The following is a 26,803-nucleotide window of genomic DNA, read 5'->3' as shown; positions in this document are numbered from 1 at the left end:
CGGGGGTTAGCGCGGGTACCCCATGCCGCCAGGTCCGCGCGCGAGCGCCGCGAAGAGAGCCTCCGCGGGCGGGTCCAGCAGCGCGTACGACCTGAACCCCCACCAGGTCGTCAGCGCGGATTGCGCGCAGTGACAGGCCCAGATCGGCACCCGCAGGTCACGGGGCACCGAGATCAGGTACGCGAGCCTCCGCCTACGTTAGGGCTTTTTTCCTTTTTGCTGAACTGGCAGAGTGAGGGTTATTTCTCTTTCGCGAGAACTGTCGGATTCTCCAGGATGAACTGGCCGAGCTTGTCGTTCTTGACCGCCTTGAACATGTCCTGGCTGAGCGGGTTGAGCACTTCGCGGCCTTCGGTGTTGCCGCTGAACGTGCCGTTGTTGGTGCGCAGCAGCACCAGGTCGTTGGCGGCCACCCCCCGCATCGTGAAGAGGAAGTCGGCGGTGCTGGCGCTGCCGGTGTCGAGCACGAACGCCTTGCCCGCGGCCTTCATCAGCCCGTTGAGCTTGAGCGGGTTGGTCATGCCGGTGTCGACGGCCTTCTTCGCCATCGCCTTGATGAGCTGCTGCTGGTGGCGCTGGCGGTCGTAGTCGCCGTTCTTGAGGCCGTACCGCTGGCGGGAGTAGTCGAGCGCCTCCCAGCCCTTCATGTCCCGGCAGCCGACCTTGTGGACGACCGGCTCCTTCTTGCCGCTCATCTTCTTGGCGTCGGCGTTCCACGTGGGCTTGCCGTTGACCAGCGTCATGTGGTGTGACCTGACCTCCTGGTCGACGCACATCCGCACGCTGCCCAGGGCATCGATCACGCCCTTGAAGCCGTTGAAGTCGATGATCGCGGCACCGTCGAAGCTGATGCCGGTCAGGTTCTTGATCGTCTGGGCCATCAGCTGAGCGCCACCGGCCCAGCCGCCGCCGTTCTGGGCGCCGTGGAAGAACGCCTCGGTGGCCTTGGCGGACCCGCCCGCGTACCCGTTCTTCTTGAACGCTGGCACCTGCACCTGCGTGTCGCGCGGGATCGAGATCAGGTATGCCTGGTCGTGGGTGGCCGGGATGTGCAGGATGATGATCGTATCGGCCCGGGTGTCGTTGACATCCCAGCGGGCCCGCGCGTCGACGCCGAGCAGGAGCAGGTCGATCGGGCCGTCGAGGCTCTTGCCGCCCTCCGCGTCGGTCTTGCTCGCGGTGCCGAGCAGGTTGGTCGTCTCAATGTCGCCCGTCGCTTGGTTGAGGAGCGCCTTGCTGCCCACGATCGCACCGCCGCTGACCATCATCAGCACCGCACCGAAGATGACTGTCATCCGGGCCCACAGGGGGTCTTTCCGGCGCTTGGTCTTCGTGGCTTTGGTGTTGGTGCGGACGGGAGGCTTGACGGGGGAGGAAGCGGCGGGTCGCTCCAGCGACGCGGGGCGTCGGGGCGTCTGAACCGGCATCCTGCTCTCCAGGTCGGGGACAAGGGGGCTAGCCCACTTTACGGACACCTTCCCGACTCCGCGAGTTCCCCTGCGTTTCAGGTACGTGTCGTCGACTGGATGCACTACCGCAAATAGGGGCGTAGCGGCTCACGTCTTTGCGATGAACTGCGGATTGCCGACAAGGAAATCGGCGAGCTTGCCATCCCGTACCGACGCGAGCATCGCCATCGAACGATCGCTCAGCTGCTCGAAGCTCTGCCCATCGATCGTCAATGGCTGCACCTTGCCGCCGTTGGTCTTGATCAATACGAGGTCGTTCGCGGCGACCCGGCGGAGCGTGAAGACGAAGTCGGCCACCGGGATGCCCTGGGTGTCGAGCACGAACGCCTTTCCGGCCGCCTTGATCACGTTGTTCAGCTTGACGGGGTTCGTGATCACGCCCTTGCCCGTCGCCTCCTTGGCGATCGCCTTGATGAGCTGCTGCTGGTGGCGCTGTCGGTCGTAGTCGCCGTTCGGCAGGCTCTTGCGGATGCGGGCGTAGTCGAGGGCGAGCTGGGCGGTCATCCGGCGGCAGCCCTTCTCGTGCACGAACGCATGACCGCCCGCGGGCAGGTCCTGGATGCCCTCGCCCTCCTTGTACCAGAGCTTGAGGATTTTTCCGTTCTTGTCGACGCCCAGGTGGATCGACTCGGCTCGCTGGTCGACGCACATATGGACGCCGCCGAGCTCCTTGACCACCGCCTCGAAGCCCGAAAAATCGATGATCGCGGCGCCGTTGAACTTGATGCCCGTCGCCTGGTTGATCGTCCGGGCCAGCGAGTCCACCCCGCGGGCGCGCTTCTCCAATTCGCTGCCCGACCCCTGGTACCCCTTGCTGAAAGCACCGTTGATCTTGCCGACGCTCGCGCCGGCGCCGGTCTTCGCATAGGCGGGGATGTCCACCCGCCAGTCCCGCGGGATCGACACCAGGTACGCCTGGTCGTGGCTGGCCGGGATGTGGAGCACCACGATCGTGTCAGCGAGGACGCTGGTCTCCGAACTGCCCGGCGGGCGGGCGTCGATGCCTACCAGCAGCATGTTGACCGGGCCATCGATGTCGTTGCCGCCGGGCTGCTCGGCGGCCGCCGCGTCACCGCCGAGCAGGTTGGTCGTCTCGATGTTCGAGGTGGCGTTGCCGATGATCGCGTGGGCGCCGACGATCGCGGTGCCGCTCAGCATCATCAGCACCGCACCGCCGATGACGGTCAGCCTGGCCCAGAGCGGGTCCCGCCGGCGCTTCGCGCGGCTGGCGCCTCTCTCGACTGGGCGCTGGCCGCGCTCCACCTGCATCCCGAGTCCGATCGCCGACGACAGAGTCCAGCGCGGAGGCTACGGCCGTACGGGATACGGGTCATGAAGCCGAGGTGACGCCCCGGCGAACCGGTGTCAGCTCCCTGGCGTAGGGCTGGGTTTGGCGTTCGCCGCCACCCAGTCCTTCATCGTGTCGTTCGACATCGCCTTGTACATCTCCAGCGCCTTCTCCTTGTTCGACACGACCACCGACTCACCGTTGATCGTCTGGCTGCCGTTGTGCGGGCTGGTGATGAACTTCAGGTTCTCGCCGCGCAGGTTGCGGAACTGGACCGCCATGTCGACCAGTGAGAAACCGTCGTCCACGGTCACCGCGTCGGTCACCGCCTGGAGGAACGAGTTCAGCTTCTTCGGATTGGTCAGCGTGCCCGTGCTCGCCGCCTTGTCCATCAGCGCCTTGAGGAACTCCTGCTGGTGGCGCATCCGGGCGAAGTCGCCGTCCGGGAACTGCTTGCGCTGGCGGATCCAGTCCAGCGCCTCGGCGCCGTCCATGTGGTTGACGCCCTTCTGGAACGTCCGGTACGGCTTGTGGATCGACTTGGTGGTGCGCTCGACGTTGAGGTCGACGCCACCGAGCGCGTCGGTGACCTCCTTGAACCCGGCGAAGTCGATCGCCATGACATGGTCGATGCGCACGTCCGTGAAGCACTCCACGGTGCGTACCGCCAGCGGCAGACCACCAAACGCGAACGCCGCATTGATCTTGCCGCGCTGGCCGCTGCCGCACTCCGCGTTCGCACCATCCGGGATCGGCACGTACAGGTCCCGGGGGATCGACACCAGATACGCCTGATCGTGGCTCGCCGGAATGTGCATCACGATGATCGTGTCGGCGCGCCACTGGCTGCCCGAGTCGACCGGGGCGTCCGGGTCACGCGAGTCGCTGCCGACCATGAGAATGTTGAGCGAACCGTCGACCGTCTTCGCCGGCCGGCCACCGGTGATCTCGGAAAACGGGTCAGTGCGGGCGATGTCGTCGTCGAGGCCGTTGACGTACGCCCACAGCCCACCCGCGCCGAGCAGGCCCACCACCAGCACGATCACGCCCGCCAGCAGGGCGATCCTGCGCCACTTCGGCCGCAGTCGCCCGCGCCCACCGCCAGGACCGACAGGTCCCCGCAGTCCGCCAGGCCCGTACGGCCCCACCGGCCCGCGCCCGCCACCGGACACCGACCGTGCAGGCGGTCCCAGCCGACTGTAGTCGTCGGCGTCAGCACCCGGGATGCGGGCGCGGCCGGAGATACGTCCCGAATTAGGGGCGTTCGCACCCGGCACGGAGGCTCGTCCGGCGCTGCTGCCGTAGGGAGACCTGGTCGGTGACATGTAACTCAGGGTATGCCGGAAATCTAAGATCGCCTTTCAGCGCCGCCGCAACGGCACAAACATGGGACTCATCCGAGCGACCCCCGCGCCCGTGCCGCCCCGCCCTCCCTCCGCCACCCGTCGCCCGGCGGCGGGCGCCGCCCGTTTCCGTCGATCAAGGCCGAAGGCACGTGCTTTGATCTCAGATCCGCGTGCCCTCGCCCTTGATCCACGCGATTGCCCTTGATCGACGGCCAAGCGGCGCGGGCCTGACGGCCCACGGCGCCCGGTGCGCCGCGAGGCCGCGACGCGGACAGGCCGGTGCGAGGCTAGTGGGGCAGGCGCTGGGTGAAGTGGGCGATCGTGCGGCTCAGGCCGTCTTCGACGCCGACCTCCGGCTCGAAGCCCAACCGCGTGCGCGCCAGAGTGAGGTCGGGACGCCGCATCTCCGGATCGTCGGCCGTGCGCGGCAGGTAGGTGATCTCCGACGAGCTGCCGGTCAGCCGAACGATCAGCTCGGCCAGCTCGCGCATGGAGAACTCGTGCTCGGTGCCGCAGTTGATCGGCCCGGTCTCCTCGGAGTCGAGCAGCAGCAGGATGCCGCGCACCAGGTCGTCGACGTAGCAGACCGAGCGGGTCTGGGTGCCCGTGCCGTGCAGCGTGATGGGCTCGCCGCGCAGCGCCTGGGTGATGAACGTCGGCACCGCCCGCCCGTCGTCGGGCCGCATCCGTGGCCCGTACGTGTTGAAGATCCGCACGATGGCGACGTCCAGGCCGTGGTGGCGGTGGTACGCCATCGTGGCCGCCTCGGCGAACCGCTTGGACTCGTCGTACACGCTGCGGATGCCGATGGGGTTGACGTTGCCCCAGTACGTCTCGGGCTGGGGGTGCACCTGCGGGTCGCCGTACGCCTCTGAGGTGGACGCGAGCAGGAACCGGGCCCCGTCGGCGACCGCCCGGTCGAGCAGGTGCATCGTGGCGACCGAACCGACCCGGAGGATCTCGATCGGCAGCGTGGCGAAGTCTTTGGGGCTCGCTGGCGACGCCATGTGCATGATCGCGTCGAAGCGCTCGGTGATCGCCGGGTTGTGGTCGGGCAGCCCGTCGGAGACGTCGGCCTCGACCAGCGCGAACCGCGGGTGCTCAGCGAGGTGGCCCAGGTTGTCCTTGGAGCCGGTGACGAAGTTGTCGACGGCCACGACCGTGCAACCGCGCGCGAGCAGGACGTCGACCAGGTGCGACGGCACGAATCCCGCGCCTCCGGTGACGAGGACGCGGTGACCTGCTCCGAATCGCGGCGCTATGACCATGACGCAAGCCTACCGATCTCCCGTCCAGCCAGATTCGTGCCCTAGCGAGTTACCCGGTCCAGAACGGGACGAACCCGTGCGGCCAGCCACAACCGCACGGGTCCGTCGTTCGTGCCGGCTGTTAGTGCGCGCCCGCACCGGTAAGGGAGCGAACCTCCAGCTCGGCGTATTTCTGCTCGTCGCTTTCCTTGGAGAGCAACGTGCCAATCCAACCGCAGAGGAAGCCGAACGGGATGGAGATGATGCCCGGGTTGGACAGCGGGAACCACTGCCAGTCCGAGTTCTTGAACATCGACGTCGGCGCCCCCGACACGACCGGCGAGAAGAAGACCAGCACCACGGCCGCCAGCAGACCGCCGTAGATGGCCCAGACCGCGCCGGAGGTGTTGAACCGCTTCCAGAAGAGGCTGTACAGGATGGCCGGCAGGTTGCCGGACGCCGCGACCGCGAACGCGAGCGCGACCAGGAACGCCACGTTGAGGCTCTGCGCGAAGAGCGCCAGCACGATCGAGATCGCGCCGATCACGAACGCCGCGATCCGGGCGACCCTCACCTCCTGGCCCTCGGACGTCTGGCCCTTCTTGATCACGTTGGCGTAGAAGTCATGCGCGATGCTCGACGACGACGCCAGCGTGAGCCCGGCGACCACGGCGAGGATCGTCGCGAAGGCGACCGCCGCGATGACCGCCAGCATCACCGCCCCACCGGTGTCGCCACCGAAGAAGTCGATGCCAAGGGCCTCCGCGAGCTGCGGTGCGGCGGTGTTGCCGGCCGCGTCCTGCGCCCGGATCGCCTCGCCACCGACCAGCGCCGCCGCGCCGAAGCCGAGCGCCAGGGTGAAGAGATAGAAGGTACCGATGATGCCGATCGCCCAGAGCACGCTCTTGCGGGCCGCGCGGGCGGTCGGGACGGTGTAGAAGCGGATCAGGATGTGCGGCAGGCCGGCCGTGCCGAGCACCAGGGCGATGCCGAGCGAGAGCAGGTCCATCTTGTTGTAGAAGGTTTGCTTCGCGTTGTCGGCGACATCCACGCCGTAGCGCAGTCCCGGTTCGAGGAACGCGTCGCCCTTGCCGGACGCGTCCGCCGCCGCGCCAAGCAGCGACGAGAGGTTGAAGTTGAACTTGGCCAGCACCAGAACCGTCATGATCGCCGCGCCGCTCATCAGCAGGAACGCCTTGACGATCTGGACGTACGTGGTGCCCTTCATGCCGCCGACCGTCACGTACACGATCATCAGGGCGCCGACCAGGATGATCGTGGCGATCTTCGCGGCGTCGGCGTCCATGCCCAGGAACGTGGTGCCCGGCCGGATGCCGAGCAGCAGCGCGACCAGCGCGCCCGCGCCGACCATCTGGGCGATCAGGTAGAAGATCGACACCGTCACCGTGGAGACGGAGGCGGCGGTACGCACCGGGCGCTGCCGCATCCGGAAGGCGAGCACGTCGGCCATCGTGTACTTGCCCGAGTTACGGAGCAGCTCGGCGACCAGGAGCAGGGCCACCAGCCAGGCCACCAGGAAGCCGATTGAGTACAGGAAGCCGTCGTAGCCGTACAGCGCGATCAGGCCGGCGATGCCGAGGAACGACGCGGCGGACATGTAGTCGCCGCCGATCGCCATGCCGTTCTGGAAGCCGGAGAAGGCGCGACCACCGGCGTAGAAGTCGGTGGCGGTCTTCGTCTGGCGGCTGGCCCACACCGTGATGGCGAGGGTGACCGCCACGAAGACGAGGAACAGGACGATGGTCAGGTTCCGTGCGGTGGTGTTGCCGGCCTCCGCGGCGAGAAAGGCACTCATTTCTTGTCCCCGTTCTCGAGCTCACCGCGGATCTTGTCGGCGGTCGGGTCGATCTTGCTGCCGGCGTACCGGGAGTAGAGCCACGCGATCAGGAACGTGGACAAGAACTGCAGCAGGCCAAAGACCAGTGCCACGTTGATGTGGCCAACCACCTTGGTGTCCATGAAGCCGCGCGCGTAGGCGGACAGGATCACGTAAAGCGCGTACCAGATGAAGAACGCAACGGTCATCGGGAAGACGAAGCCGCGCAAGGCCTTGCGCAGCCCGGCAAACTCGTCCGACCGCTGGACCTCGACATACCGCTCCGGGGTTGTGGGGGCCGGGGCGGGTGCATCGGTCGTCATGCGGGGTTCACCACCTTCACGGGGCGTGGATGTTCATGCTCAGAGGGTTTCGGCCCGCACCGTAAGAAGCCCATCAGGTGGGCTGGGCGTCGGTGGTCGTCGATTGCGCCGAACGGTTATCTAGCTGCGCCGAGTGACGTTGATCACGCCGCTTACCGGTTGGATGATTCGAAAGGAGTCAATGGCCTAGCTGGCGGTACCGGCCCCGGAAATGCACCAGCGGATCGTCGTCCGCGCCCAGCTCAACGGTCTCGACGGTGGCCTCGACCAGCAGGCCCCATCCCAGCTCACGGGCATCGTCGAGCCGGCAGCCGACCCAGGTCGCGACGTCCGCCGGCACCGGGCCGTAGGGCGTGTCGCGGAAGGCGTACCCCTTGAAGAGGCCGCCGGGCGCGGGCATCAGGCCCGCGAAGCGGTCGGCGAGCTGGCGGTGCGCGCTCGTCAGCGGCGCGACCGCGAAGCGGCCCGCGCTCCGCGCGGCCGGCCACAGGTCGGACTCGTCATCGAGCACGCCGACCAGCCGCGCCGGCTCGCCGTCGACGACCAGCGTCGTGGACACGGTGAGACCGGCGGGCCCGGGCGCCGTCCACAGGGTCACGGCCGACGCGATCCGCCCGCGCAGCCTCCGCGCGGGCGAGCGCGCTTCATCCGGCACCGCGAAAGGGTCGGTGCCGTGGATCTGGGCGCCCGGCTCAGGCGGATGATTCACGTGGAACATTGTGCGTCACCGGCGGGGCGTGACCGCGGCCAACAGCTCCGGCATCCGGCGATCGAGCAGGTCGCCGGCCAGGTAGACGCCGAGTGTGGCGGCGCCGAGCCCGTACCCGACGCCGGCGGGCCCGGCCAGCCACAGCCAGGCTGGCGCGTCGCCGAGCAGAGCGGCGGCCACCACCATCGGCACCGCCACGGCCGCCGAACCGAGCATGGACACGAGGCTGAGCAGGCTCTTCGCGACGCCCGCACCGGTGTTGATCGTGAACGGGTTGGACGTCTCGGGCAGGGCGTACGCGGCGAGGATCGACACGAAGAGGTTGGCGGCCAGCCCGGCACCGTACGCCGCGGCCAGCGTGCCGAGTAGCAGCCCCACCCAGGTCGGCTCGCCCAGCAGCAGGCTCATCGCCACTGCGGCGATCACCAGCAGCGGCCCGGCGTAGACGGTGAACGCCGCCACGCGGGCCCGCAGTTCGAGCCGCCCCGGAACCCCGGCGACCACGTTCGCGCCGTACGCCGTGCCGTCGTACCCGAACTGGTTGGCCAGCGTGACCGCCGCCAACGCGCCCACGAAGATCATCGAGATGCTCACCGTGTCCGGCGAGCGAGCGTTGCCGACGATGTTGATCATCACCGGCAGGAACAGGCCGACCACCAGGAACGTGATCAGCCCAGCCCGCCGTCGCACGTCACGCCACCAGTACCGGATCTCCCGCGCCACCAGCGCCGCGTACCGGTTTTTGGCCATCCACCGCATCCCAAGCGGGACGAGCTGGTCGACGGCGCCGCCGCGCGCCGCCTTGGCCGGCCCCGCCGTGGTCACCGATCCCACCATCGCGGCCTCCAGCGACCAAGACCACCACCACAGCAGCGCCGCGGTAGCGGCCAGGGTGAGGGCGAGCTTCAGCGGTACCGCCCAACCGCGCCCAGCCGCGACGTCGAAGCCGAGCGTGTACGCGGCCGCGAGCGGCGTCCAGCCGACCACCCGCGCCGGCCCGACCAGCCGGTCCCAGTCAGCGGTCTCGGCAGCCGTGATAAGCCCGATCTGGAGCGGACCAAGCAGGGCGGCCAGGCCCGCGAGCGCGATCGCCGCCAGGTCGCGCATCCGCCGGGACCGCAGCATGGTCGCGAACGCACTGGTCAACGCCCGGCTCGCCGCGACACACAGAAACAGACCCGCCGCGACGCCCACGGCCTGGGCGACCGCCGCCGTCCACCCGCCGAGCGCGCCGGCCGACAGCACCAGCCCGGCTGTGGACGCGAGCGTCGCCAGCGCGGGTATCCCTAACAGCGCGGCCGCGAGCGTGCCGGTGACGAGAGTGCGGCGGCGCAGCGGAAGCAGCGCGAACCGCGCCGGATCCAGCGTCTCGTCCACACCGAAGAAGACCAGCGGCAGCAGTACCCAGCCGAGCGTGAGCGCCCCGCCACCGAACCCGGCGACCAGCAGCGCTGCTTGCTCGCTCCCCGCCAGGCCGGGCACGGCGAACAGCAGGAAGCCGCTCGCCGCCCACCAGAGCCCGAAGAAGACGCCCACCAGGAAGAGCGCGATGCGCCAGGGCTGGCCGCGGAAGTTGTTGGCAGTCATCCGGAGCTTCAGCCGGACGAACATCACAACCACGCGAGCTCCTCGCCCGTCGCCGTGCGCCCGCCGACCACTTCGACGAACACGTCCTCCAGTGACCGGCCGCCGCGTACCTCGTCAAGCGTGCCCACCCGCTTGATCGCCCCATCCGCCAGGATCGCGACGTGGCTGCACAGCCGCTCGACCACCTCCATCACGTGGCTAGAGAAGATCACCGTCCCGCCGCCGGCCACGTATCGCTGGAGGATGTCGCGGATCAGCGCCGCCGACACCGGGTCGACCGCCTCGAACGGCTCGTCCAACACCAGCAGCCGCGGCGCGTGCAGCAGCGCGCACGCCAATCCGATCTTCTTCTTCATGCCGGCCGAGTAGTCGACCACGAGCGTGCGGCCGGCGCCGGCCAGCGCGAGTACGTCGAGCAGCTCGCGGGCACGCTGGTCGATCACCGCCGGGTCCATGCCCCGAAGCAGCCCGTGGTACGCGAGCAACTCGGCACCGGTCAGCCGGTCCAAGAGGCGAACCCCGTCTGGCAGCACCCCGAGCAGAGCCTTGGCGTGGGTGGGATCGGACCATACGTCATGGCCCCGGACCCACACCCGTCCCTCGTCCGGCCGCAACAGCCCCACAGCCATGGAAAGCGTGGTCGTCTTGCCCGCCCCATTCGGGCCGAGCAGCCCGTAGAACGACCCCGCCGGCACATCCAGGTCGATGCCAGCCACCGCTACGACGGTCTCGAACCGCTTGACCAACCCCCGAACCGCGAGCGCACTCTCCACCCCTCGACCGTAGAGCCTCACGCCGATTCAGAGACGAAGGCTTTCGGGGGCGTGGAGGCGGAGCATGGTGGTGCTGACGTCGGCCGGGGTGCGGCGGCGGGTCGCCATCGACACCACCACCATCACGGCGAACGCGAGCGGCACCGTCCACGCTGCCGGCTGGGCGACGAGCGTCGCGGGCCAGCCCGACATGGGCGGCCCGACCACCGTCATCAGGACCGCGCCGACGGCCGCGCCTCCGCCTGCGAGCACGCCGGCCGCGGCGCCGGCATCGGTGAGGCCGCGCCACCAGATGCCCAGCACCAGCAGCGGGCAGAAGCTCGACGCAGCCACCGCGAACGCCAGCCCGACGACCTGCGACACGTCCAGGCTGGCGACGTTGAGCGCGAGGGCGACCGGCACGATCCCGGCGACCAGGGCGGCGACCCGGAAGTCACGCACCGAGCCGCGCTGGCCCGGCCCGCGGTCGCTGGCGTGCGCGAGCACGTCGGTAGAGATGACCCCGGCAACGCTGGTGAGCAGGCCGGAGCTGGACGACAGGAACGCCGCGAACGCACCGGCGGCCACCAGCGCGGCGAGCAACTGGCCGAGTACGCCGTTGCCGACCGCCTCGCCGGGCAACAGCAGCACCACGGCGTCGGTCTGCCCGGTGAGCAGCAACTGTGGTGTGTAGACCCGGCCGAGCACCCCGTACAGCGTGGGTAACAGGTAGAAAAGCCCCACCAGCGCCAGCACGATCAGTGTGGTGCGGCGCGCCGCGCTGCCGTCCGGGTTGGTGTAGAAGCGCACGAGCACGTGCGGCAGTCCCATCGTGCCGAGGAACGTGGCCAGGATCAGGCTGTATGTGGCGAACAGGCCGCGGTCGCCGCTCTCGTCGCCGGGCAATAGCCAGTCGAGTCCGTTCGACGCGTCCACACCGGACACGCTGGGCACCGGGTCGCCCGAGCGAAACGACAGCTCCTCGCCCGGCGCCACCTCGCGGCTGGACCCGTCGGGCAGCGTGAGTACCGCGCGATCCTCGACGACGACCACGGTGTCGCGGGGAAATGTGAGGCCGTCGGCCGCGGCTACGGCCGGCCGGCCGTCGGCCTGCCAGTGCAACAGCAAGAACATCGCGGGCACGGCGAGGGCGGTGAGCTTCAGCCAGTACTGGAAAGCCTGCACGAAGGTGATCGCCCGCATGCCGCCGAGGGCGACATTGGCGGTGACCACGGCGCCGACCAGCAGCGCACCGAGGAAGTACGGCGCGCCGGTGACCGTGGTCAGCGTCAGGCCAGCACCCTGGAGCTGCGGCACGAGGTACAGCCAGCCGATGAACACCACGAACGCGGTGGCCAGCTTGCGCAGCCGGCGGGAGTGCAGCCGCACCTCACAGAAGTCGGGCAGCGTGAACGCGCCGGACCGGCGCAGCGGCGCGGCCACGAACAACAGCAGGGCCAGGTAGCCGGCTGCGAAGCCCACCGGGTACCAGAGCACGTCGACGCCGTACTTGAGGATGAGCCCGGCAATGCCGAGGAAGGACGCGGCGGACAGGTACTCGCCGCCGATCGCGGCCGCGTTCCAGGTCGGGCTGACGGTGCGCGAGGCGACCAGGAAGTCGGAGGTCGTGCGAGCCAGCCGGAGCCCGTAGAAGCCGATCGCGACGGTGGCCAGCGTGACCACCACGATGGCCGGCACCATGTACGGGTTGTCCATCAGCGCTCCGGCCTCCGGACCACCGCGATGAAGTCCTGCTCGTTCCGCTCGGCCAGGTAGACGTAGGCGATGCCCACCGCCACCAGGAACGGGAACGATGCCACGCCGAGCAGCAACCACGGCAGGTTGACGCCGAGAAACTTGACCGTGCCGGTCGTGGGCGCGACGGCGAAGAGCAGCGGCAGCGCGCCCAGCCCGATGCCGACGACCACGGCGAGCCGCAGCGCGAGTGCCAGCTGCGCCCGCATGAGCCCGCGCAGCAGCGCGTCGCCGACCCGGGTCTGCTCGGCCAGGTCGGCGCGGGCCCGGTCGTGGTCGCCATTTCGGCGCGCCACCTCGGCGAGCACGATGCGGGTGCGCTCGGGCGGCGTGGTCGGCGCCGCGGATTGCTCCATGCGGGGCAGTCTCGCCGAGGACCGCGCGATGTCAAGCACCTGTGGATAACCAAAAGGGCCTGTGGATAACTCGAGTCAGCGGTTCCAGTCTTGCTTGGCGGCTCGGACGAGCTTGTCTTTCAGCTCGCGGGTGTGCCGGCGCGAGACGGGCAGCTCGGTGCTGTCGACCACGACGACGTACCCGGAGTTGGCCAGCCGCAGCTCGGCGATCAGGCGCAACTGCACCAGGTACGACCGGTGGATGCGGACGAATCCGGCATCCGCCCAGCGCTCGGCCAGCGTCGCCAGCGGCACCCGCACCAGGTGTGAGCCTTCAGCGGTGTGCAGCCGGGCATAGTCGCCCTGGGCCTCCACCCACCGCACCGCCGAGCGGGGCAGCATCCGGGTGGTGCCGGCCAGCTCGACCGGGATCGTCGGATCTGACTCGGCCCGAGCAACGGCGGCCGGGTGTGTCGCGACCACGCGGGAGCTGACCACGCGGCGCAGCGACTCGCCGATCCGCTCGGCCTGCACGGGCTTGCGCACATAGTCGGTGACGCCGAGGTCGAAGGCGTCGACGGCCGCGTCGTCGTACGCGGTGACGAAGACGATCGCTGGGGGGCGCGCGAAGCGCCGCAGCACCCGCGCCAGCTCCATCCCGTCGAGGCCGGGCATGCGGATGTCGAGGAAGACGACATCGACGTCGGTGTCGCGGAGCACTCGCAGGGCGTCGGTGGCGTCGGACGCCGTGTGCAGCTTGCCCACGCGCGGGTCGGCACGCAGCAGGTAGGCCAGCTCGTCGAGCGCGGGTGGCTCGTCATCGACGGCGAGCACACGGAGAAACGCACTCATAGCCGAGCCCTGACCGCTGGGTGGAACTTCGGCACCCGCATGCTCACCCTCGTACCCGCCCCCAGACCGGTCTCAACCACCAGGCCGAACTGGTCGCCGAACACCGACCGTAACCGTTCATCGACGTTGGATAACCCCACGTGCTGGCCGGAGTCGTCCCCGTTGTCGGAGGCCGCGTCGGCGACACCGGCCACGAGCACCGCCGGATCCATCCCGACACCGTCGTCTTCGACCGTGATGTGGCATTCCGCCCCGGCGTCCCGGGCCTCGATGCTCACCATACCGACGCCCGGCTTCCGTGACAGTCCGTGCCGGACCGCGTTCTCCACGAGCGGCTGCAGGCACAGGAAGGGCAGCCCGACGGGCAGCACCTCGGGGGCGATCTGGAGCCGCACCTGGAGCCGGTCGCCGAAGCGTGCCCGCTCGATCGTCAGGTACCGGTCGATGGACCGCAGTTCCTCGGCCAGCGTGGTGAACTCGCCGTGTGCCCGAAACGAGTACCGGGTGAACTCGGCGAACTCCAGGATCAGCTCGCGGGCGCGCTCCGGGTCGGTGCGGACAAAAGACGCGATGGCGGACAACGCGTTGTACACGAAGTGCGGGCTGATCTGGGCCCGCAGCGCGCGGACCTCGGCGCGGGCGAGCTGCTCCCGCGACGAGTCCAGCTCGGCCAGGGCGAGCTGCGCACCCGCCCACCGGGCGGTCTCCAGCGTGGCCTGCACGAGCCCGGGCGCCGGATGGTCGTGCGCGATGGCGACGAGCGCGCCCGGCACCGTGCCGTCCGGGCCGGTCAGCGGCGCCACCACGGCACCCCGGATCGGGCAGTCGACGCGGTCGCACGGCAGCTCAGCGTGGCCGAGGACGGTAGAGCGGTTCTGCGCGATGGCGCGGCGGGCCGCGGCCAGCAACTGTGCCGAGTGGTGAGCGCCGCGGCCGTCGAGTGCCAGTATCTCGTCTGGGTCGGTGAGCGCGAGGCCTTGCGCGCCGACCAGAGCCCGCAGGTGGCGGATGGCCTTGGCGGCGTTGGCGCGGGTCAGCCCGGTGCGCAGCGGGTCGGCGGCGAGCCCGGCGGTGTGCAGGACGCCGTAGGTGGCGCGCTGGGTGGCGGTGGCGATGCCCCGGCGGGCGCGCAGCCGGTACACCGCCCAGACCGCGGCAACGAGCGCGGTGATGAGCGCGAGCACCGCGAGCGCCGTCCCCACGCCCAGATCATCGCACGCACGCGAGGCGCGGCCGATCTACTCAGTAGGCGCCCTTGCGCGCCAGCACCACGCCCACCGTGCGCCACAGGATGCTCAGGTCGTACGCCAGCGACCAGTTGTCCACGTAGTACAGGTCGAGCCGGACGGCCTCGTCCCAGGACAGGTCCGAGCGGCCGGAGACCTGCCAGAGTCCCGTGATGCCGGGGCGGACCAGCAGCCGGCGCCGGACATCACCGAGGAAGTCACCGTCGTCGGCGGGCAGCGGACGCGGTCCGACCAGCGACATCTCGCCCTTGAGCACGTTGATCAGCTGGGGCAGCTCGTCGAGCGAGGTGGCTCGCAGGAACCGGCCCACCGGGAAGACGCGCGGGTCTTCCTTGATCTTGAACAGCATCCCGTCGGACTCGTTCTGGTCGACGAGCGAGGCGAGCCGGTCCTCGGCGTCCACGTACATCGTCCGGAACTTCCACACCCGGAACGTCCGGCCCTCGTGGCCGACGCGCGGCTGCCGGAAGAAGACCGGCCCTTGGTCGGAGAGCTTGATGGCCAGCGCGATCGCCGCAAACAACGGCGTCAGCAGCATCAGGCCGAGGAATGCGAAGACCCGGTCCATGAGGTTCTTCGCCAGCCAGCCGAGGCCGGAGAGCGTCGGCTCTTCGACGTGCAGCAGCGGCAGGCCCTCGATGGGCCGGATGTGCACCCGCGGGCCGGCGATGTCGGTGAGCTGGGGCGCCACGACCAGGTCGATGCCGGTGCCTTCGAGCTGCCAGGCGAGCCGGCGCAGCTCGCCGGGCTCCGCGCTGGCCGAGCCGCACACGGCGATCGTGTCGGCGCCCACCTCGCGCACCAGGGACAGCACGTCACGGCCCGCGTACACCGGCACCGGCGTCTCGATGCCGCGCGCCGCCGCGTATCCGTCGGTGATGTGGATGGCGACAGGGATCAGCCCGGCGGCCGGGCTGCGGGTGACCGCGGTGTGCACCTCGAGCGCCTCCGGCAGCGTGCCGATCAGCACCATCCGGTGCGCCGCCTGGCCGGCCCGCTTGCGCATGACGTGCAGCACGAACCGGGCGAGGTACCGCGCGAAAAGGATCAGGAGCGTCGCACCGACCAGCTCGGTGGCCACGGTGAGCCGGGAAAGGTCGGTCTTGGTGGCGAACGCCAGGAACGACACGCTCGCGGCGACCGTCACCGATGCCCGCATCACGCGTTTGAACTCATCGGTGCCGAGACCGAGGTAACGGCGGTCGTACGCGCCGGTGGCCCAGAGAATGGCGATCCAGCCGACCGGAAGGAGGATGTACGCGACCGTCTTGAACCATGCCTCGTCAGCGTCCTGGAAGCCGGCGGCCGCCTGGTCGTAGGCGATGATGGAGATCAGGCTGGCGAGCGCGGCGGCGCCGTAGTCGAGCAGTAGCAGCGCGACCGTGTACGGCCGGTGCCAGCGCGAAGCCCGGCGGCTGGCGCGTGTCCACGCGGACCGCGGCACGCCATTGTGCGACGGCGGCGTCGGCGCCTGAATCTCGAAGCTGTCGACGTGGCGCACGGTACTGCTCCGGCTGGTGTTGGTTACCGGGCGCTGGAGGCTTGTCGTCACCTCACCTACGTCCTCCCGCTTTCCACGCGCCGCCCATCTGCCGTCAGGCTCTGGACTGACCACCGCATCAGTCTCCCACGGCCACCTCGCCAGATCGGCGACGCGAGGGACAATACGCCCCGCCCGGATCGACCGGGATCGGCGACCGGGCCACTATACCGACGAATGGTGTGCGAGGAAGGTCCGTGACGCGTCGGGTTCACGAGCCTGAAGGCGAGAGTTCACCCAAGCTCACTCAGCGCACAAGGCGCGACAGCCGGCGGTCAGCGAGCGGCTTGCCTCCGGTCTGGCACGTGGGGCAGTACTGGAGGCTGGAGTCGGCGAAGGACACCTCGCGGACGGTATCGCCGCACACCGGGCACGGTAGTCCCGTGCGGGCGTGTACCCGCAGGCCCGACCGCTTCTCTCCCTTCAACTCGGCGGCTCGCTGCCCGACCGAGCGGGTCACCGCGTCGGTCAGCACCTCCCGGGTGGCCGCGTAGAGCCGCTCCATCTGCTCTTCGGTGAGCCGGCTGGTGATCGCGAACGGTGACAGCTTGGCCACGTGGAGGATTTCGTCCGAGTACGCGTTGCCGACCCCGGCCAGCACCTCCTGGCTGGTCAGCACGCCCTTGACCTGGCCCCGCCGGCCACGGATGCGCTCGTCGAAGCCGGCCAGGTCGACCGCCAGCGCGTCCGGCCCGAGCCTTCCCACGCCGGGCACCTGGACCGGATCCGTCACCAGGTACGCGGCCAGGCTCTTCTGCGTGCCCGCCTCGGTCAGGTCGAAGCCGGAGCCGTCGTCGAGCCGGACGCGGAGCGCGATCGGGCCCTTACCGGGCTTGAGCGGCGCCGTTCCGGGAAACGCGTCGCGGTAGTGCAGCCAGCCCGCCCGGGCCAGGTGGACGACGAGGTGCAGGCCGCCGTCAATGATCACGTCGAGGAACTTGCCGTGGCGCGCAGCCCCGGTGATATCCCGCCCGGACACGGCGGACGGGGGTGGATCGTACGTCTTCAGTGCGCTGATCGCGGAGATCTCCATGCGGTCGACGCGCCGGCCAGCGGCCCGCTCGCGCAGATACGCGGCGAGCGCCTCCACCTCGGGCAACTCGGGCACGCCGTTAACGGTAGCGTCGTACACCGTGAAAGTGGTGGTCGCGCACAACCGCTACCGCGAGGCGCAGCCCTCGGGGGAAAACATCATCGTCGATCAGGAGATCGGCCAGCTGGCCGCGGCGGGCGTGACGGTGGTGCCGTTCCTGCGCAGCTCCGACGCGATCGCCAGCCTGCCGGTGACCGGCAAGGCCCTGCTGCCGATCTCGCCGATCTACGCGCCGGCCGCCCAGCGCGACCTCGCCGAGCTGCTCCGGCTGGAGCAGCCAGACGTGCTGCACCTGCACAATCCCTATCCCCTGCTGTCGCCCTGGGTGGTGCGCACCGCCCACCGGTTCGGCGTGCCGGTCGTGCAGACCGTCCACAACTACCGCCAGGTGTGCTCCTCCGGGCTGTACTTCCGGGACGGCGGCATCTGCCAGGACTGCCGGGGCCGCTTCGTCGGCATCCCGGCCGTGGTGCACAAGTGCTATCGCGGGTCGCGGGTGCAGAGCGCTCTGATGGCGACCACGCTCGCCGTGCACCGGCCCACCTGGCGCTCGGTCGACCGGTACATCGCGCTCACCGAGGCCATCGCCGAGCACCTGCGCGACTATGGCATCCCGGCCGACCGGATCGTCGTGAAGCCCAACGGGATACCCGATCCGGGCGCGCCGGCGGCGCTGGGCGACGGGTTCCTCTTCCTCGGCCGGCTCTCCCCGGAAAAAGGCGTCGGCCTCCTGCTCGACGCGTGGCAGCGGCACCCGGACGGGGCGCTCGGTCCGCTGCGGATCGCCGGTGACGGCGAGCTGCGCCCCCTGGTCGAGGCGGCTGCCGCCGCGCGCACCGACGTGGAGTTCCTCGGCTCCCTCGATCGCGACGGCGTTCGCGCGGCCATGCGCTCCACGGCCGTGGTGCTGGCCACCTCGACCTGGCACGACGTGCTCCCGACGGTGGTGCTCGAGGCGCTGTCGTCCGGCCGGCCGGTGCTCGGCACCGCGCTCGGCGGCATCCCCTACCTGGTCGGCGACGCCGGCTGGGTGGTGCCCGCCGAGGCGAGCGCGCTGGCCGCCGCGCTGCCGGCGGCGCGTGCGGGCGCCGGCACGCTAGCGCCGGCGGCCCGCTCACGCTACGAGCGCATCTTCCACCCCGACGTGCTCATCCGCCGTCTGATCGACGTGTACGCGGACATGCGCCCCGCCCAGGCGCAGATCCGTTAGCGCAGGGCCTTCCGAGCGGAGAACCCGATGCTCGCCAGCAGGAACCCCCCGTTGACCAGGGGGAACGCGGCGATCAGCCACACCGACCAGGCCGGCGCCACGAGCAGCACGACGGCCGCCACGAAGATCACAGCACCGTAGTCCCGGATCAGCTTCACCACCCGCACGGGCAGCGAGCGGGACGGCACCATGCTCTCGGCGTTCGGGCCGGCCTGCATGACCGAGGTGACCAGGTTGACCATCCAGGTGCCGGCGAACGCGGACACCAGCCACGCCGGCGTCGACGGCCGCTGCGCCACGGCGGTGGCGGACACCGCGGTGACCAGGGCGATCTGGGCCGCCACGTCACACAGGACGTCGACCCTGGCGCCCGCCGGGCTGGTGCGCCCGGTGACCCGGGCCAGTTGGCCGTCGGCGCAGTCCAGCGCGTACGCCACCTGCCAGCCCACCAGAGCGATCAGGCCGACGAGCCATCCCGGTACCCGATCATCAGCGACCGGCTCGGCGAGGACGACCACGGCGATCGAGGTCGCGAGACCGAGCACCAGGTTGGCGAGGGTGAGCGCCGTAGGCGCGATCCCGAGGCGTTCTGCCGCCACCGCGAACCGCGCGCCGAGCCGCTGGCTGATGGCCTCGCTGAAGAGGCCGCCGCCGCGGTTGACCCGGTAGAAATCGCCCGCGCCGGGCCTAGTGACGGTCGCCGACTGCATCGACGTAGTCTGCCAGCCGGGCGCGGATCTCGTCCTTCTCCATCGCCAGGTGTTCCAAGATCGTGTACCGGTCGGGCCGGGTGGCGGGGGCGTGCGCGACGACGTTGACGAAGTCGTCGTCGGAGATGCCCAGGTCGGCCGGCACGATGGCCAGCCCGTGCCGGATCAGGGCGGCGCGCAGATAGGTGAACCCGGCCGTGTCGCCGCGCAGGAAGGTGCAGAAGAGCGCACCGAGCCCGACCTGCTCGCCGTGCGAGGCGGTGCAGGGCAGCAGCAGGTCGATGGCGTGCGAGATCTCGTGGCAGCTGCCGCTCGCGGGGCGGCTGGACCCGCAGATCGACATTGCCAGACCGCCCATGATCAGCGCCTCGGCGAGCGTGGTCAGGAAGCCGTCGTCGGCGATCGAGCCCGGGTGGTTGAGCAGGGCCACCGCGCTGGTGCGGGCGAGCGCCACGGAAAGCCCGTCGATCGGCTCGCCACGCACCTGGTGGGCCAGCTCCCAGTCGGCGACGGCGTTGATGTTGCTGAGCGCGTCACCGATGCCGGCCTGGGTCTGCCGGTCGGGACCGTTTTCGACGAAGTCCAGGTCGACGACCACCGCGATCGGGATGTGTACCCCGTACGAGCCGCGCCCGCCATCGTGGTCGAGGGAGGCGACCGGCGACGCGATCCCGTCGTTGGCGAGGCTGGTCGCCACGGTCACCATCGGGATGGCGTACCGGGAGGCGGCGTACTTGGCGGTGTCGATGGTCTTGCCGCCGCCGATGCCGACGACCGCGTCGTACGAGCGCTGGCGAAGCTTGTTGCCCAGGTCCAGGGCGGAGTCGAGGGTGCCGCCGCTGACCGTGAAGAGGTCGGCGCGGCCGAGCCCAGGGCGTACCAGCTCGGCGATCTTCTCGCCCTGGCCGGGGCCGATCACCACCGCCACGTCGCCGCCACCGGAGATCCGCCGGTCGGCGAGCAGCGCGCCAAGCTCGGCGACGGCGCCCCGGCGTACCTCGATGGCGAGCGGCGTGTTGACGGTGCGGGCTAGTAGCGGCATGCGATCTCCCTGGCCCGGGTGAGGTCGTCGTGGTTGTCCACCTCGACCCACTCGACCGAGCCGATGGTGGCGGCGCGAACCTCGCCGCCGCGGTTGGCGTACTCCTGGTACCCGTCCTCGTAGTAGAGGTTGGGGTCGCGCCGCCAGGTGGCTTCGAGGGCATCGGCGAGCCCGGCGGCGGCGTGGGACTCGATCAGCGTGGCGCCGATGTACTCGCCGAATGCCTCGGCGGGGTCCATCAGCTTGGTGATCTTCGTGAGCTGGCCACTGTCGTCGAAGACGGTCTTCATCTCCTCGTCGGCGAGCTTCTTGACGTTGTCGACGGCCAGCAGGATGCCAGGGCCGCGCTGGGCGAGCAGCGTCTTCTCCACGCTCGACGGGTGCACGGTGTCGCCGTTGACGAGCAGAGCGCCCTGGGCGAACTGCTCACGGGCCAGCCACAGCGAGTACGCGTTGTTCCACTCCTCGGCCTTGTCGTTGTGCACGAGGGTCAGCCGTACGCCGTACTTGTCCTGCAGGGCCGCCTGGCGCGACTCGACCGCCTCGGCGCGGTACCCGACCACCACGGTGACGTCCTTGAGACCCACCTCGGCCAGGTTGCGCAGCGCGATGTCGAAGATCGTGGTCTCGCCGTCGACCGGCACCAGCGCCTTCGGGAGCGTGTCCGTGTATGGGCGCAGTCTCCGCCCCGCGCCGGCGGCCAGTACCAAGCCGATCATGTGCCCGATCCTTTCGAGGGGTCAACTCTGCCACTACTTGGAGAAAATATTTTGGGCAGAGCCGTGAGGATAGCCTCGCGTCACAGACCGATGGCATGGAGCGCCGCGAAGCCGTCTTCCGCGATGGTCCTGATCAGGCCGTCGTTGACGTCCCGGTGCTCGTCGAGCACCTCGATCTCACTCTCGGTGAGCCAGCGGAACTCGGTGTGCTTGCCGGCCTCCAGTTGGGGCCGGGCGAGGTCGCCGTCGACGCGCACCAGGTAGTCGGTCTCCACCCGCGCGATGCCGTCGTTCCCGGTGTACGCGTACTCGCCGACGACGCCGATGACGACGGACACCTGCCAGCCGGTTTCCTCCCGAACCTCCCGGTATAAGGCTTCTTCGAGCGTCTCGCCTGGTTCGACGTGACCACCCACAATGTCCCAAGTATTGGGAAACAGGCGCCGATCGGGTGACCGGCGCTGGATGAAAATTCGACCGTCGTCATCGACGATCAAGGCTCCTGCGCAGCGCAGGGGTTCTGTGGCCACCAGTTGAATCTAGTCACCTGCCTGGTCAAGGGACAGAACGCAAGTCTTGATGTTGTGACGATCCGAGGGCGACCATGTCCGTACGGCGCCTTCAGGGGTGATGTGCGATGCGTGTACGCGATGCCATGTCCAGCCAGGTTCTCATCGTCGGTCCCGAGCACACGCTCAGGCAGGCCGCCCAGATGATGGCGGCCCGAGGGATCGGTTCCGCCGTCGTGATCGACCCCGACTCCGAGGGGGTCGGCATCATGACCGAACGTGACGTTCTCAAGGCCATCGGGGCCGGGCTCGACCCCGATGTCGAGCGCACCTGGCGCCACATCACGTGGGACGTGGTGTACGCCGGTCCCCAATGGACGCTCGAAGAGGCCGCCGTGGCGATGGCCAGGGGCGGCTTCCGCCACCTCGTGGTCATCGAAGACAGCGATGTGCTCGGCGTCATCTCGGTGCGCGACATCATGCGGGTGTGGGCGCAGCGAACTGTGGCCGCGTCGGTCTGATACGTATACCGGTCGTCGTGATCAACAGTGGTCCGTACCCTGGACAACCATGACCACCGAGCAGTTGATCTCTTTCGCCCGTGGCGCGCCCTCGCTGGACATCGTGGATGTCGAGGGCCTCAAGGCCGCGGCCGTCCGCGCTTTCGACGCCGACCCCGCCGGCATCACCGCCTACGGGACGTCCGTCGGTTACCCACCCTTGCGAAAGTGGATCGCTGACAAGCACGGTGTATCGGCCGACCAGGTGCTCGTCACCAACGGCTCGCTCCAGGCCGACGCGTTCCTGTTCGACTACCTGGTGCAGAGCGGTGACGCGGTCGTGGTCGAGCGGCCCACGTACGACCGGACGCTGCTCAACCTGCGCAACAAGGGCGGTCAGATCCATCAGGTGACCATCCAGCCGGACGGCGTCGACACCGACGAGCTGCGCAAGCTGCTTGAGTCGGGCGTCCGCCCCAAGCTGGCGCACATCATCCCGAACTACCAGAACCCGGCCGGCGTCACCCTCTCGCTGGCGAAGCGGCGGGCACTGCTCGACCTCGCCGCTGAGTACGGCTTCACGATCTTCGAAGACGACCCGTACGCGGACATCCGATTCCGCGGCGAGGCGCTGCCGTCGATGCTCTCCATGGACGACAAGGGCGTCGTGGTGCACGCGTCGAGCTTCACCAAGACCGTCTGCCCGGGCGTCCGGGTCGGGTACCTGGTCGGCCCCGCCCCGCTGATCGCCGACATCGCGAAGCGGGCCACGAACCTCTACATCTCGCCCGGCATGGTCGCCCAGGCGATCGTGCACCAGTTCTGCGTCTCAGGCGACATCGACCGCTCGATCCAGACCGTGAGCACGGCGCTCGGTGAGCGGGCCAGCCTGTTGGCGACGGCGCTGCGCGAGCACATCCCCGGCGTCCGCTTCACCGAGCCCGACGGTGGCTACTTCCTGTGGATCGAGCTGCCCGAGGGCATCTCGGCCGACAAGGTTTTCGTGGCGGCGGCCGAGCGCGGCGTGGCCGTGGTCAAGGGCAGCGACTTCCTGCTCGAAGGCGGCGAGGGCGCGCTGCGTTTGGCCTTCTCCGCGGTCACCGTCGATCAGATCGAAGAGGGCGTACGCCGGCTCGCCGCCGCCGTCGAGGCGGTGCGCGGCTAAGGTCATGTGTCGGATTTCCGACAATGCGCCAGCCTCAGGGGTCCAGGGTTCCCGTGTGTGCGCCGCACGGATCACAATGCTGCGAACACCAATCGGCATGCGGTTGACCCCATAAGCAATCCCCCCGCCCCCATCGGCGCCGGGTGGGCCGCTCGCACCCCACCCCCCGACTGCGGCCGGTCCACCCGGCGCCAACCAGCCCAGCCCGTACGGCCCGTTGCTCTTGGCAGCGCCAGAATGGGCCGACGGGCACGCGAGTCGGCAGGGAGGCGGGGAAGCCATGGCGGACCAGAGCAGTGGGGGTACGACCGGAGCGAACACCGGCGGCCGCCCGCTGGCCCGCACGTGGACCGAGCCCATGCGGCGCGCCATGACCCGGATGCTCAGCCCGACCGACAACGGCCGGCGCCCGGTGCACCCGGAATCGCCCGAGCGAAGCGCGATCGTCGACTGCGCCCTGTACGTCGACGGCGAACGGCAGTCCGGCGAGTGGCACTACGCCGACGCTCTGGCCGAGGCCCGCCAGCAGCGGCAGCGCAACGCGTTCGTCTGGCTGGGGCTGCACGAGCCCAGCCAGACCGAGATGGTCGGCATAGCGGAGACATTCGGCCTGCACGAACTGGCTGTCGAAGACGCGGTCAAGGCCGAGCAGCGGCCCAAACTGGAGCGGTTCGGCGACGTCAGCTCACTGGTGCTGCGCACCGCCCGGTACGTCGGGAAGGGCGAGGTCACCGAGACCTCCGAGGTGGTCGAGACCGGCCAGGTGATGCTGTTCATCGGTCCCGGTTTCGTGATCACCGTGCGGCACGGTGACGCCTGCCGGCTCTCCCCGGTGCGGGCCGACCTGGAAAAGAAGCAGGACTTGCTGGCTCAGGGGCCGTGGTCGGTTGCCTACGCGGTCACCGACCGGGTGGTCGACCTGTTCGTAGAGGTGGCCGACCAGGTCGAGGTCGACCTCGACATCCTGGAAGCCGAGGTCTTCTCTCGCACCTCGCACGGCAACATCCAGCGGATCTACCAGATGAAGCGGGAGCTGGTGGAGTTCAAGCGAGCGGTCGTGCCGCTCCAGCGGCCGTTGCTCACGCTCACCGCCCAGATCAACCGGGAGGTGCCCAAGGAGATCCGGCGGTACTTCCGGGACGTCCAGGACCACCTCACCCGCACCGTCGAGCAGATCAACTCGTATGACGATCTGCTCAACTCGGTGCTCCAGGCGCGGCTCGCCCAGGTGACCGTCGACCAGAACAACGACATGCGGAAAATCGCGGCGTGGGCCGGTATCGCCGCGGTCTGGACCGCCATCGCCGGCATCTACGGCATGAACTTCACGCACATGCCCGAGCTGAACTGGACGTACGGGTACCCGATCGTCCTGGCAGTGATGCTCGGCATCTCGCTCGTGATGTACCGCTTCTTTCGCCGCCGCGGCTGGCTCTGAGCCAGCCGCGGGGCGTCCGCCCTACGGGCGGCTGTTGGGCGACGTCTCCACCGCGGTGTCGGCGGGTGCCGTCGTGGCGTCGGTCGCCGCGTACAGCACGTCGTCCGGCGCCTCAGCCGGCGTCTCGAGCGCCTGGGTGGGGTCGTACTCCTCCCACTCGTGCTGCCGGCGGCGGCGCATCACCAGTGCGCCTACCGCGCCGACAGCGGCACCGGCGGCGAGCAGGCCGGCGAGCATCGGCCAACGCTTACGCGACATGCGCGACTCCTTCTTCCTGGTCATAACTGTGAGATTCTTCGCCTTCGCGCGGCGGGCCGCGTCACCGGCTTGCCGAGCGCTCGTCGCGGCAGCGGTCGCCAGCGGCCCGAGGGTCTCGCCCATCCCGGTGGCGGCGTGCGTGGCCGCCTGCCGGAAGTGATCGAAGCTCTCACCCAGCTCGGCCCGAGCGATCTGTCCGTGCGTCTTGCGCCGTAGTCCCAAGCTGAACACCGGGTCCCCTCCTTCGGTGTGGCTCCTCCGCCATCCTGCACCTTCGGATGCCTCCGAAGTGTCGGAACTGGGCACATGGGAGGATCGCCAGATACTGACCAACGACTGAGGAGTACCCGTGGCTGACGCTCTATACGCCACTCTGCACACCAATCACGGTGACATCCGGCTGGAACTCTTCCCGCACCATGCGCCGAAGACCGTCCGCAACTTCGTTGAGCTGGCCGAGGGCACCAAGCCGTACACCGACCCGCGCACCGGTCAGCCGGGCAGCGGGCCGTACTACGACGGCACGCTCTCGCACCGTGTGATCAGTGGCTTCATGGTCCAGATGGGCGACCCGACCGCGACCGGTCGCGGCGGACCTGGGTTCACGTTCGAAGACGAGTTCCACCCGGAGCTCAGCTTCGACCGGCCCTACCTGCTGGCGATGGCGAACGCGGGGCCCGGCACCAACGGCTCGCAGTTCTTCATCACGGTGGGCCCGACCCCGCACCTGAACCGGCGCCACACGATCTTCGGCCAGGTCGCCGACGAGGCGTCCGCCAAGGTCGTCGACTCCATCGCCAACACGCCCACCGCGCCCGGTGACCGGCCCCGCCAGGACGTCGTGATCGAGCGTGTGGAGATCCACCGCACGGGCGCCTGACAGGTACCTTTGCTCCATGAGTGATACTCCCGTGACCGTGCCGGTCTGCTACCGTCACCCGTCGCGGGAGACATATGTCCGGTGCGCACGATGTGACAGACCCATCTGCCCGGACTGCATGCGCGCAGCCTCCGTAGGCCACCAGTGCCCGGAGTGCGTCGCTGAAGGACGCCGCACCCAGCGGCCGGCGCGCACCGCCTTCGGTGGCGGTGTCGCCGGCCGTGAGGGGTACGTCACCAAGGTGCTCATGGGCATCAACGTGCTCGTGATGCTGGTCTCCGCCGCCGCCGGTGGCGCCAACGCGCTGGCCGGGGGCACCGGCTTCGGCGGCCTGATGGGCGGCAGCAACACGCTGACCCGGTGGGGCTCCGTCCTCGGGTACGCCGCGTACAGCCGCCTCGACCCGACCGTGCACGGCATCGCAGCCGGCGAGGTGTACCGCCTGTTCACGGCGATGTTCATCCAGTACGGCATCCTGCACCTGTTGATGAACATGTGGGCGCTGTGGATCCTCGGGCGCTCGCTGGAGGCGGTGCTAGGACCGCTGCGCTTCGCCGCGCTCTACCTGATCGCCGGGCTCGGCGGCAACGTCGCGGTCTACGTCTTCTCCGCGCCCAACCAGGAGACAGCGGGCGCCTCGGGCGCGATCTTCGGGCTGTTCGCGGCGCTGTTCGTGATCATGCGAAAGTTGGGACGCGATACGTCGGCCGTGATCCCCATCCTGGTGATCAACCTGGTCTTCACGTTCGCCGTACCCGGCATCTCCATCGCCGGCCACCTCGGCGGCATGGCGACCGGTGGCATCGTGGCCGTGATCCTCGCCTACGCTCCCCGCGGCGCCCGCAACGCCGTCCAGGTAGCCGGCTGCGCCGCCCTAGTGATCCTCCTAGCAGCGGCAACGATCATCCGCACGACGGCCCTCCTCTAACCCCGCCCCGCGCCGCCTCGCGCCGCCCGCGCCGCCCGCGCCGCCTCGCGCCGCCCGCGCCGCC

Annotated in this window: 27 protein-coding genes; 6 read left to right on the top strand and 21 right to left on the bottom strand. The window is 69.5% G+C overall.

Features of this window, described 5'->3' with window-relative positions; genetic code table 11:
• Nucleotides 1–6: 6 nt before the first annotated feature.
• The 16 genes from V6V89_RS17290 to V6V89_RS17215 all read right to left on the bottom strand — a co-directional run bounded on the left by V6V89_RS17290 (nucleotide 7) and on the right by V6V89_RS17215 (nucleotide 17,395).
• Complete coding sequence (locus V6V89_RS17290; protein WP_334620157.1) at nucleotides 7–168, bottom strand: hypothetical protein; 162 nt, start codon at nucleotides 166–168, stop codon at nucleotides 7–9.
• A gap of 71 nt (nucleotides 169–239) precedes the next feature.
• Nucleotides 240–1,427: an LCP family protein gene (locus V6V89_RS17285; protein ID WP_334620156.1), complete on the bottom strand. Its 1,188-nt coding sequence runs from the start codon at nucleotides 1,425–1,427 to the stop codon at nucleotides 240–242.
• A 129-nt stretch (nucleotides 1,428–1,556) separates the two neighbouring features.
• A complete protein-coding gene (locus V6V89_RS17280; protein WP_334620155.1) occupies nucleotides 1,557–2,738 on the bottom strand; it encodes an LCP family protein in 1,182 nt (393 codons plus the stop codon).
• 96 nt (nucleotides 2,739–2,834) lie between these two features.
• Nucleotides 2,835–4,082, bottom strand: a complete 1,248-nt coding sequence (locus V6V89_RS17275) for an LCP family protein (RefSeq protein ID WP_334620154.1) — start codon at nucleotides 4,080–4,082, stop codon at nucleotides 2,835–2,837.
• A 308-nt stretch (nucleotides 4,083–4,390) separates the two neighbouring features.
• Nucleotides 4,391–5,371 carry a UDP-glucuronic acid decarboxylase family protein gene (locus tag V6V89_RS17270; protein ID WP_334620153.1) on the bottom strand — a complete coding sequence of 327 codons (981 nt, stop codon included), beginning with the start codon at nucleotides 5,369–5,371 and terminating at the stop codon, nucleotides 4,391–4,393.
• A gap of 121 nt (nucleotides 5,372–5,492) precedes the next feature.
• The gene (locus tag V6V89_RS17265) at nucleotides 5,493–7,166 is read right to left on the bottom strand and encodes a solute symporter family protein (RefSeq protein ID WP_334620152.1); all 1,674 of its coding nucleotides are present in this window, start codon (nucleotides 7,164–7,166) and stop codon (nucleotides 5,493–5,495) included.
• A complete protein-coding gene (locus tag V6V89_RS17260; RefSeq protein ID WP_334620151.1) occupies nucleotides 7,163–7,510 on the bottom strand; it encodes a DUF485 domain-containing protein in 348 nt (115 codons plus the stop codon). The genes V6V89_RS17265 and V6V89_RS17260 overlap by 4 nt, the downstream gene beginning before the upstream one ends.
• Nucleotides 7,511–7,688: 178 nt before the next feature.
• Nucleotides 7,689–8,228, bottom strand: coding sequence for a flavin reductase family protein (locus V6V89_RS17255; RefSeq protein WP_334620150.1), 540 nt, complete (start codon nucleotides 8,226–8,228; stop codon nucleotides 7,689–7,691).
• A 6-nt stretch (nucleotides 8,229–8,234) separates the two neighbouring features.
• On the bottom strand, nucleotides 8,235–9,830 hold the full coding sequence (locus tag V6V89_RS17250; RefSeq protein ID WP_334620228.1) for an ABC transporter permease: 1,596 nt from the start codon (nucleotides 9,828–9,830) through the stop codon (nucleotides 8,235–8,237).
• On the bottom strand, nucleotides 9,830–10,579 hold the full coding sequence (locus tag V6V89_RS17245) for an ABC transporter ATP-binding protein (protein WP_334620149.1): 750 nt from the start codon (nucleotides 10,577–10,579) through the stop codon (nucleotides 9,830–9,832). Before V6V89_RS17245 ends, V6V89_RS17250 begins: the two co-directional genes overlap by 1 nt.
• 27 nt (nucleotides 10,580–10,606) lie before the next feature.
• On the bottom strand, nucleotides 10,607–12,274 hold the full coding sequence (locus V6V89_RS17240) for a sodium/solute symporter (RefSeq protein ID WP_334620148.1): 1,668 nt from the start codon (nucleotides 12,272–12,274) through the stop codon (nucleotides 10,607–10,609).
• A complete protein-coding gene (locus V6V89_RS17235; RefSeq protein ID WP_334620147.1) occupies nucleotides 12,274–12,669 on the bottom strand; it encodes a hypothetical protein in 396 nt (131 codons plus the stop codon). The genes V6V89_RS17240 and V6V89_RS17235 overlap by 1 nt, the downstream gene beginning before the upstream one ends.
• Before the next feature lie 75 nt (nucleotides 12,670–12,744).
• The gene (locus tag V6V89_RS17230; protein ID WP_334620146.1) at nucleotides 12,745–13,500 is read right to left on the bottom strand and encodes a LytR/AlgR family response regulator transcription factor; all 756 of its coding nucleotides are present in this window, start codon (nucleotides 13,498–13,500) and stop codon (nucleotides 12,745–12,747) included.
• Nucleotides 13,497–14,702, bottom strand: coding sequence for a sensor histidine kinase (locus tag V6V89_RS17225; RefSeq protein WP_442935159.1), 1,206 nt, complete (start codon nucleotides 14,700–14,702; stop codon nucleotides 13,497–13,499). The genes V6V89_RS17230 and V6V89_RS17225 overlap by 4 nt, the downstream gene beginning before the upstream one ends.
• A 40-nt stretch (nucleotides 14,703–14,742) precedes the next feature.
• Nucleotides 14,743–16,248, bottom strand: a complete 1,506-nt coding sequence (locus V6V89_RS17220; protein WP_334620226.1) for a sugar transferase — start codon at nucleotides 16,246–16,248, stop codon at nucleotides 14,743–14,745.
• A 286-nt stretch (nucleotides 16,249–16,534) separates the two neighbouring features.
• Complete coding sequence (locus tag V6V89_RS17215) at nucleotides 16,535–17,395, bottom strand: Fpg/Nei family DNA glycosylase (protein WP_334620145.1); 861 nt, start codon at nucleotides 17,393–17,395, stop codon at nucleotides 16,535–16,537.
• Nucleotides 17,396–17,420: 25 nt separating this feature from the next.
• Here V6V89_RS17215 and V6V89_RS17210 point away from each other — a divergent pair, with 25 nt between their 5' ends.
• The gene (locus V6V89_RS17210; RefSeq protein ID WP_334620144.1) at nucleotides 17,421–18,590 is read left to right on the top strand and encodes a glycosyltransferase; all 1,170 of its coding nucleotides are present in this window, start codon (nucleotides 17,421–17,423) and stop codon (nucleotides 18,588–18,590) included.
• On the opposite strand, the gene V6V89_RS17205 is transcribed toward V6V89_RS17210, so the two are convergent.
• The 4 genes from V6V89_RS17205 to V6V89_RS17190 all read right to left on the bottom strand — a co-directional run bounded on the left by V6V89_RS17205 (nucleotide 18,587) and on the right by V6V89_RS17190 (nucleotide 21,591).
• Nucleotides 18,587–19,300, bottom strand: coding sequence for a CDP-alcohol phosphatidyltransferase family protein (locus V6V89_RS17205; RefSeq protein WP_334620143.1), 714 nt, complete (start codon nucleotides 19,298–19,300; stop codon nucleotides 18,587–18,589). The two genes, V6V89_RS17210 and V6V89_RS17205, sit on opposite strands and share 4 nt — an antisense overlap.
• On the bottom strand, nucleotides 19,278–20,342 hold the full coding sequence (locus V6V89_RS17200; protein ID WP_334620142.1) for an iron-containing alcohol dehydrogenase family protein: 1,065 nt from the start codon (nucleotides 20,340–20,342) through the stop codon (nucleotides 19,278–19,280). The genes V6V89_RS17205 and V6V89_RS17200 overlap by 23 nt, the downstream gene beginning before the upstream one ends.
• Nucleotides 20,330–21,061: a phosphocholine cytidylyltransferase family protein gene (locus V6V89_RS17195; RefSeq protein WP_334620141.1), complete on the bottom strand. Its 732-nt coding sequence runs from the start codon at nucleotides 21,059–21,061 to the stop codon at nucleotides 20,330–20,332. Before V6V89_RS17195 ends, V6V89_RS17200 begins: the two co-directional genes overlap by 13 nt.
• Nucleotides 21,062–21,141: 80 nt before the next feature.
• Entirely contained in the window at nucleotides 21,142–21,591 is a 450-nt protein-coding gene (locus V6V89_RS17190) for an NUDIX hydrolase (protein ID WP_334620140.1), read from the bottom strand.
• A 107-nt stretch (nucleotides 21,592–21,698) separates the two neighbouring features.
• On the opposite strand from V6V89_RS17190, the gene V6V89_RS17185 reads away from it, so the two are divergent.
• The 3 genes from V6V89_RS17185 (at nucleotide 21,699) to corA (ending at nucleotide 24,673) form a co-directional block, all read left to right on the top strand.
• A complete protein-coding gene (locus V6V89_RS17185; protein ID WP_334620139.1) occupies nucleotides 21,699–22,091 on the top strand; it encodes a CBS domain-containing protein in 393 nt (130 codons plus the stop codon).
• A 49-nt stretch (nucleotides 22,092–22,140) separates the two neighbouring features.
• Nucleotides 22,141–23,235, top strand: a complete 1,095-nt coding sequence (locus V6V89_RS17180) for an aminotransferase-like domain-containing protein (protein ID WP_334620138.1) — start codon at nucleotides 22,141–22,143, stop codon at nucleotides 23,233–23,235.
• 280 nt (nucleotides 23,236–23,515) lie between these two features.
• A complete protein-coding gene (gene corA, locus V6V89_RS17175) occupies nucleotides 23,516–24,673 on the top strand; it encodes a magnesium/cobalt transporter CorA (RefSeq protein ID WP_334620137.1) in 1,158 nt (385 codons plus the stop codon).
• Between the two features lie 21 nt (nucleotides 24,674–24,694).
• Here the strand turns inward: corA and V6V89_RS17170 are convergent, their stop codons facing one another.
• Nucleotides 24,695–25,162 carry a hypothetical protein gene (locus tag V6V89_RS17170; protein WP_334620136.1) on the bottom strand — a complete coding sequence of 156 codons (468 nt, stop codon included), beginning with the start codon at nucleotides 25,160–25,162 and terminating at the stop codon, nucleotides 24,695–24,697.
• A gap of 118 nt (nucleotides 25,163–25,280) precedes the next feature.
• Between V6V89_RS17170 and V6V89_RS17165 the strand changes: the two genes are divergently transcribed.
• Both V6V89_RS17165 and V6V89_RS17160 read left to right on the top strand, forming a co-directional pair.
• On the top strand, nucleotides 25,281–25,811 hold the full coding sequence (locus V6V89_RS17165) for a peptidylprolyl isomerase (RefSeq protein WP_334620135.1): 531 nt from the start codon (nucleotides 25,281–25,283) through the stop codon (nucleotides 25,809–25,811).
• Nucleotides 25,812–25,827: 16 nt separating this feature from the next.
• Nucleotides 25,828–26,739 (top strand): rhomboid family intramembrane serine protease, encoded by a 912-nt coding sequence (locus V6V89_RS17160; protein ID WP_334620134.1) that lies wholly within the window; start codon nucleotides 25,828–25,830, stop codon nucleotides 26,737–26,739.
• Nucleotides 26,740–26,803: the final 64 nt, after the last annotated feature.

Source organism: Micromonospora sp. CPCC 206061, from assembly GCF_036906915.1.
In the GTDB taxonomy this organism is placed as follows: domain Bacteria; phylum Actinomycetota; class Actinomycetes; order Mycobacteriales; family Micromonosporaceae; genus Phytohabitans.
Note: the sequence above shows the minus strand (reverse complement) of the source record. Positions and strands in the feature narration are given on the sequence as shown.